Below are 5,628 nucleotides of genomic sequence, written 5' to 3' on the forward strand. Positions count from 1 at the left end.
TCTCTTTACATTTTGACACATTTATTGTGTTTTAGTGTTGTTCGATCAGACTATTGCTTCCACCTCTTGTGTAGTGTCTAAATGAGTACTTTCATTACCATACGGCGCCCCACCACGTCCAGCCCGTGAAAGTGCGTGGGACGCGCCGGGTGTATAAAAGAGACCGCCCCCCCCCCCCCCGGGCACCGTACGGGCCGGCAGCGCCCCGCCGTGCCGGCGCAGCATCCGGGCCACGGCGATGCGCAGCAGGCTGTCGGCGGCCAGCGCGTTGCCCGCCTCGGCCGCCCGGTGCACCTCGCTGATCAGGCGCGCGCCCTCCCGGTCGAGGACGGTGGTCTCGGCGAAGCCGGGGGTGCCGCGGACGGTGGTGATGTCGGCGGCCACGTCGGTGACCAGGCCGCGGGCGGGGTAGAGGGTCGCGTACGCCCAGCCCTCCGGGGCGCCGGCCCGGGCGGTGTGCGGGACCTCCGGGTTGATCAGGACGACGCTGCCGGGGCCGGCCCGCTCGGTCCCGCCGGGCAGGCCGACCTCCTCGATGCCGCCGGTGACGGCCGCCAGGACGTAGCCGTCGTGGGCGTGGCGCGGGAACGTGTGGCGTACGTAGTGGGCGCGCAGCAGGTCCAGGCCCGGCAGCTCGGCGTGGCGCCAGTGCCGGGCCCACTCGCCGTCACGCCGCTGCCCGTCGCGGCGCTGCTCGTCGCGGCGCTGGCCGTCGCGCCGCTGCTCGTCGCGCCGCTGCCCGGACCGGCCCGGGCCGGCTCCCCGCCCGGCGCCCGGCTGCTCGACGTTCCCCATCCCCCCATTCTGCGCTCCCGCGGATCCGGGTGTTTGCGCAGGTCCGGGGCGTTGTCGGTGGCGGGGTGCACGATGGGGGCATGGCCGGCTCCGCGCTCGATGCGTTCTCCCCCGCGACCCGCTCGTGGTTCACGGGGGCCTTCCTCACGCCCACGACCGCCCAGGAGGGTGCCTGGCGGGCCATCGGACAGGGCTCGGACGTGCTCGTGGTGGCACCGACCGGCTCCGGCAAGACCCTCGCGGCCTTCCTGGCCGCGCTGGACGGGCTGGCGTCCGCCCCGCCGCCCGCCGACGCGAGGAAGCGCTGCCGGGTGCTGTACGTGTCCCCGCTGAAGGCCCTGGCGGTGGACGTCGAGCGGAATCTGCGCAGCCCGCTCACCGGGATCCGGCAGGAGTCCGTCCGGCTCGGGCTGCCCGAGCCGGAGATCCGGGTCGGCATCCGGTCCGGCGACACCCCGGCCGCCGAGCGGCGGGCGCTGGCCACCCGGCCGCCGGACATCCTGATCACCACGCCCGAGTCGCTGTTCCTGATGCTGACCTCGGCCGCCCGGGAGGCGCTGTCGGGGATCGAGACGGTGATCGTCGACGAGGTGCACGCGGTGGCGGGCACGAAGCGGGGGGCGCACCTGGCGCTGTCGCTGGAGCGCCTCGACGAGCTGCTGCCGCGCCCGGCGCGCCGGATCGGGCTGTCGGCGACGGTCCGGCCGGTGGAGGAGGTGGCCCGCTATCTCGCCCCGCGCGGCCGCGTGGAGATCGTGCAGCCCCCGTCGGCCAAGGAGTTCGACCTCTCGGTGGTCGTGCCCGTGCAGGACATGGGCGAGCTGGGCGGCTCGCCCGCGAGCGAGGGGCAGGACGGCGGGGACAAGCCGTCGATCTGGCCGCACGTGGAGGAGCGGATCGCCGACCTGGTGCAGGCCCACCGGTCGACGATCGTCTTCGCCAACTCACGGCGGCTGGCGGAGCGGCTGTGCAACCGGCTCAACGAGATCGCGTACGAGCGGGCCACCGGCGAGGCGCTGGCGGAGGGGGCGCCGCCGCCCGCCGAGATCATGGCCCAGTCCGGCGCCGCGCGGGGCGCTCCGCCGCTGCTGGCCCGGGCGCACCACGGCTCGGTGTCCAAGGAGCAGCGCGCACTGGTCGAGGAGGACCTGAAGGCGGGCCGGCTGCCGGCCGTGGTCGCCACCTCCAGCCTGGAGCTGGGCATCGACATGGGCGCCGTGGACCTGGTGGTGCAGGTGGAGTCCCCGCCGTCGGTCGCCTCGGGCCTGCAGCGCGTGGGCCGGGCCGGGCACCAGGTGGGCGCGGTCTCCACGGGCGTGGTCTTCCCCAAGTACCGCGGCGACCTGGTGCAGGCGGCGGTGGTCACCGAGCGGATGCGCAGCGGGTCCATCGAGTCCCTGCGCATCCCGTCGAACCCGCTGGACGTGCTGGCGCAGCAGCTGGTCGCGATGACGGCCATGGACACCTGGCAGCTGGACGACCTGCTGGCCCTGGTGCGCCGGGCCGCGCCGTTCGCCGCACTGCCCGAGTCGGCGTTCACGGCGGTGCTGGACATGCTGGCCGGGCGCTATCCGTCCGACGCGTTCGCGGAGCTGCGGCCGCGCGTGGTGTGGGACCGCGTCGCGGGGACCGTCACCGGCAGGCCGGGGGCCCAGCGGCTGGCGGTCACCTCCGGCGGCACCATCCCGGACCGCGGCCTGTTCGGGGTGTTCCTCGCGGGCGCCGCGTCCGACGAGAAGAAGGGCAGGAAGGGGGGCGGGCGGGTCGGCGAGCTCGACGAGGAGATGGTCTACGAGTCCCGCATCGGCGACGTGTTCACGCTGGGCACCACCTCCTGGCGGATCGAGGACATCACCCGGGACCAGGTCCTGGTCACCCCGGCGCCGGGCGTGCCCGGCCGGCTGCCGTTCTGGAAGGGCGACCAGCTGGGCCGGCCGCTGGAACTGGGGCGTGCCGTGGGGGCGTTCCTGCGCGAGGTCGGGGGGATGTCCGACGAGGACGCGCGGCTGCGGCTGGTGGCCGCCGGGCTCGACGCGTGGGCCGCGGACAATGTGCTCGGCTATCTGGCGGAGCAGCGCGAGGCCTGCGGTCACGTGCCGGACGACCGGACCATCGTGGTCGAGCGGTTCCGCGACGAGCTGGGCGACTGGCGGGTGGTGGTCCACTCGCCGTTCGGCGCCCAGGTGCACGCCCCGTGGGCGCTGGCGCTCGGCGCGCGGCTCGCCGAGCGGTACGGCATGGACGCCCAGGTGATGCACGCGGACGACGGGATCGTGCTGCGGCTGCCCGACGCGGACCTGATGGGCATGGACCTGCTGGACCACGACCCGTCGGGGCTGCCGGCCTTCGAGTTCGACAGCGAGCAGGCCCCCCTGGGTGCGGCGGACGTCGCCTTCGACAAGGGCGAGGTCGACCGGATCGTCACCGAACAGGTCGGCGGGTCGGCGCTGTTCGCCTCGCGGTTCCGGGAGTGCGCGGCGCGCGCCCTGCTGCTGCCGCGCCGCAGTCCGGGCAAGCGCACCCCGCTGTGGCAGCAGCGGCAGCGGGCGGCCCAGCTGCTCCAGGTGGCCTCGGAGTTCGGCTCGTTCCCGATCGTGCTGGAAGCGGTGCGCGAGTGCCTCCAGGACGTCTTCGACGTGCCCGGCCTGACCGAGCTGATGGGGGACATCGAGTCCCGCCGGGTCCGGCTGGTCGAGGTGACCACCGCCGAGCCCTCCCCCTTCGCCCGCTCCCTGCTGTTCGGGTACGTCGCCCAGTTCCTCTACGAGGGGGACTCGCCGCTGGCCGAGCGCCGGGCGGCCGCGCTGTCGCTGGACTCCCGGCTGCTGGCCGAGCTGCTGGGCCAGGCCGAGCTGCGCGAGCTGCTGGACGCGGAGGTCCTGGCGGAGCTGGAGCGGGAGTTGCAGTGGCTCACCGAGGACCGGCGCTGCAAGGACCCGGAGGGCGTGGCCGATCTGCTGCGGCTGCTCGGGCCGCTGACGGACGCTCAGCTGGCCGAGCGCGGGGCCGATCCGGCGTGGGCCCCGGAGCTGGCCGCCGCCCGCCGCGCCATCCGGGTCCGGATCGCCGGCGAGGAGCACTGGGCTGCGGTGGAGGACGCCGGCCGGCTGCGGGACGCACTGGGCACGGCCCTGCCGGTCGGCGTCCCGGAGGCCTTCACCGAGCCGGTCAAGGACCCGCTGGGCGACCTCCTCGCCCGGTACGCCCGTACGCACGGGCCGTTCACCACCGCCACCGCAGCGGCCCACTTCGGGCTGGGCGCGGCGGTGACGGACGGGGCGCTGCACCGGCTGGCGGCGGCCGGGCGGCTGGTCCAGGGCGAGTTCCACCCGGCCGGCATCGGCCAGGAGTGGTGCGACGCGGCGGTCCTGCGCCGGCTGCGCCGCCGCTCGCTGGCCGCGCTGCGCCAGGAGGTGGAGCCGGTCCCGCCGACCGCGCTGGCCACGTTCCTGCCCCAGTGGCAGCACCTGGGCGGTGCGCTGCGCGGTATCGACGGGCTGGCCCGGGCGATCGAGCAGCTCCAGGGCGCCCCGGTCCCGGCGTCGGCGCTGGAGCGGCTGGTCCTGCCCTCCCGGGTCGCGGGCTACTCCCCCGCCCTGTTGGACGAGCTGACCACCACCGGCGAGGTGGTGTGGGCGGGGGCCGGTGCCCTGCCCGGCAAGGACGGCTGGGTCTCCCTCTACCTCGCGGACGCGGCCCCGCTGCTGCTGCCGCCCGCGCACCCGCTGGAGCTCGGCCCGCTGCACCAGGCGGTGCTGGACTGCCTCTCGGGCGGCTTCGGCCTGTTCTTCCGGCAGATCGCCCAGTCCGTGCGGTCGCGGTGGCCGGAGGCCACCGACGTGGAGCTGTCGGAGGCGGTCTGGGACCTGGCCTGGTCGGGCCGGCTGACCAATGACACGCTCGCCCCGCTGCGCTCCCTGCTCGGCTCGGGCCGGACCGCGGGGTCCACGGCCCACCGGGCCAGACGTACGGTGCCGCGCGGCCGGTACGGCACACTGAGCGCCTCGGTCTCCCGGCCGGGCCCGCCGACCGTCTCCGGCCGCTGGTCGCTGCTGCCCGCCGAGGCCGCGGACCCGACGCACCGCGCGCACGCGCTGGCCCGCACCCTGCTGGACCGGCACGGGGTGGTGACCCGCGGGGCCGTGGCGGCCGAGGGCGTCGAGGGCGGCTTCAGCGCGGTCTACCGGGTCCTGTCCGCGTTCGAGGACAGCGGCCAGGCCCGCCGCGGCTATGTGGTCGAGGGGCTGGGTGCCGCCCAGTTCGCGATGGACGGAGCGGTGGACCGGCTGCGCGCGGCCGAGCGTACGCCGCCCCCGCTCGCGGCGGTGGTCCTCGCGGCGGCCGATCCCGCCAACGCCTACGGGGCGGCACTGCCCTGGCCGGAGCCCCCGGCGGGGGCCACGCACAAGCCGGGCCGCAAGGCCGGCTCGCTGGTGGTCCTGGTCGACGGCGAGCTGGTGCTGTACCTGGAGCGCGGCGGCAAGACCCTGCTGGCCTGGCCGCCGCCCGACGACCCCCGGCTGGAGGCGGCCACGGCGGCACTGGCCGAGGCGTCCCGGGCGGGCACCCTGCCCGCCCTGACGGTGGAGCGCATCAACGCGACCCCGGCCCTGACCTCACCCCTGGGCCAGGCCCTGGAGACGGCAGGCTTCCACGCCACCCCGCGGGGGTTGCGGCTGCGGTCCTGACGGGCGCGGCCGGGGCTCGCAGCGGGGCGGGGGGGCCGAGCGAGGGGGACGGCGACGGGTCTCAGCGGGGCGCCGGGGCCGAGCGGGGGCGACGGGCCTCAGCGGGGCGCCGGGGCCGAGCCACGGGCGGCGACGGGTCTCGTCG

At 75.9% G+C, this 5,628-nt stretch carries 1 protein-coding gene and 1 pseudogene; one reads left to right on the top strand and one right to left on the bottom strand.

What is annotated here, in order from left to right; genetic code table 11:
- Positions 1-171: 171 nt before the first annotated feature.
- Positions 172-633: pseudogene (locus tag GPJ59_RS38060) on the bottom strand (AraC family ligand binding domain-containing protein); the annotation flags it as partial.
- Between the two features lie 242 nt (positions 634-875).
- Here GPJ59_RS38060 and GPJ59_RS32655 point away from each other — a divergent pair.
- Positions 876-5,483: an ATP-dependent helicase gene (locus GPJ59_RS32655; protein WP_219671534.1), complete on the top strand. Its 4,608-nt coding sequence runs from the start codon at positions 876-878 to the stop codon at positions 5,481-5,483.
- Positions 5,484-5,628 lie beyond the last annotated feature (145 nt).

Origin of the sequence: Streptomyces bambusae, assembly GCF_019400985.1 — a bacterium.
Classification (GTDB): Bacteria; Actinomycetota; Actinomycetes; order Streptomycetales; family Streptomycetaceae; genus Streptomyces; species Streptomyces bambusae_A.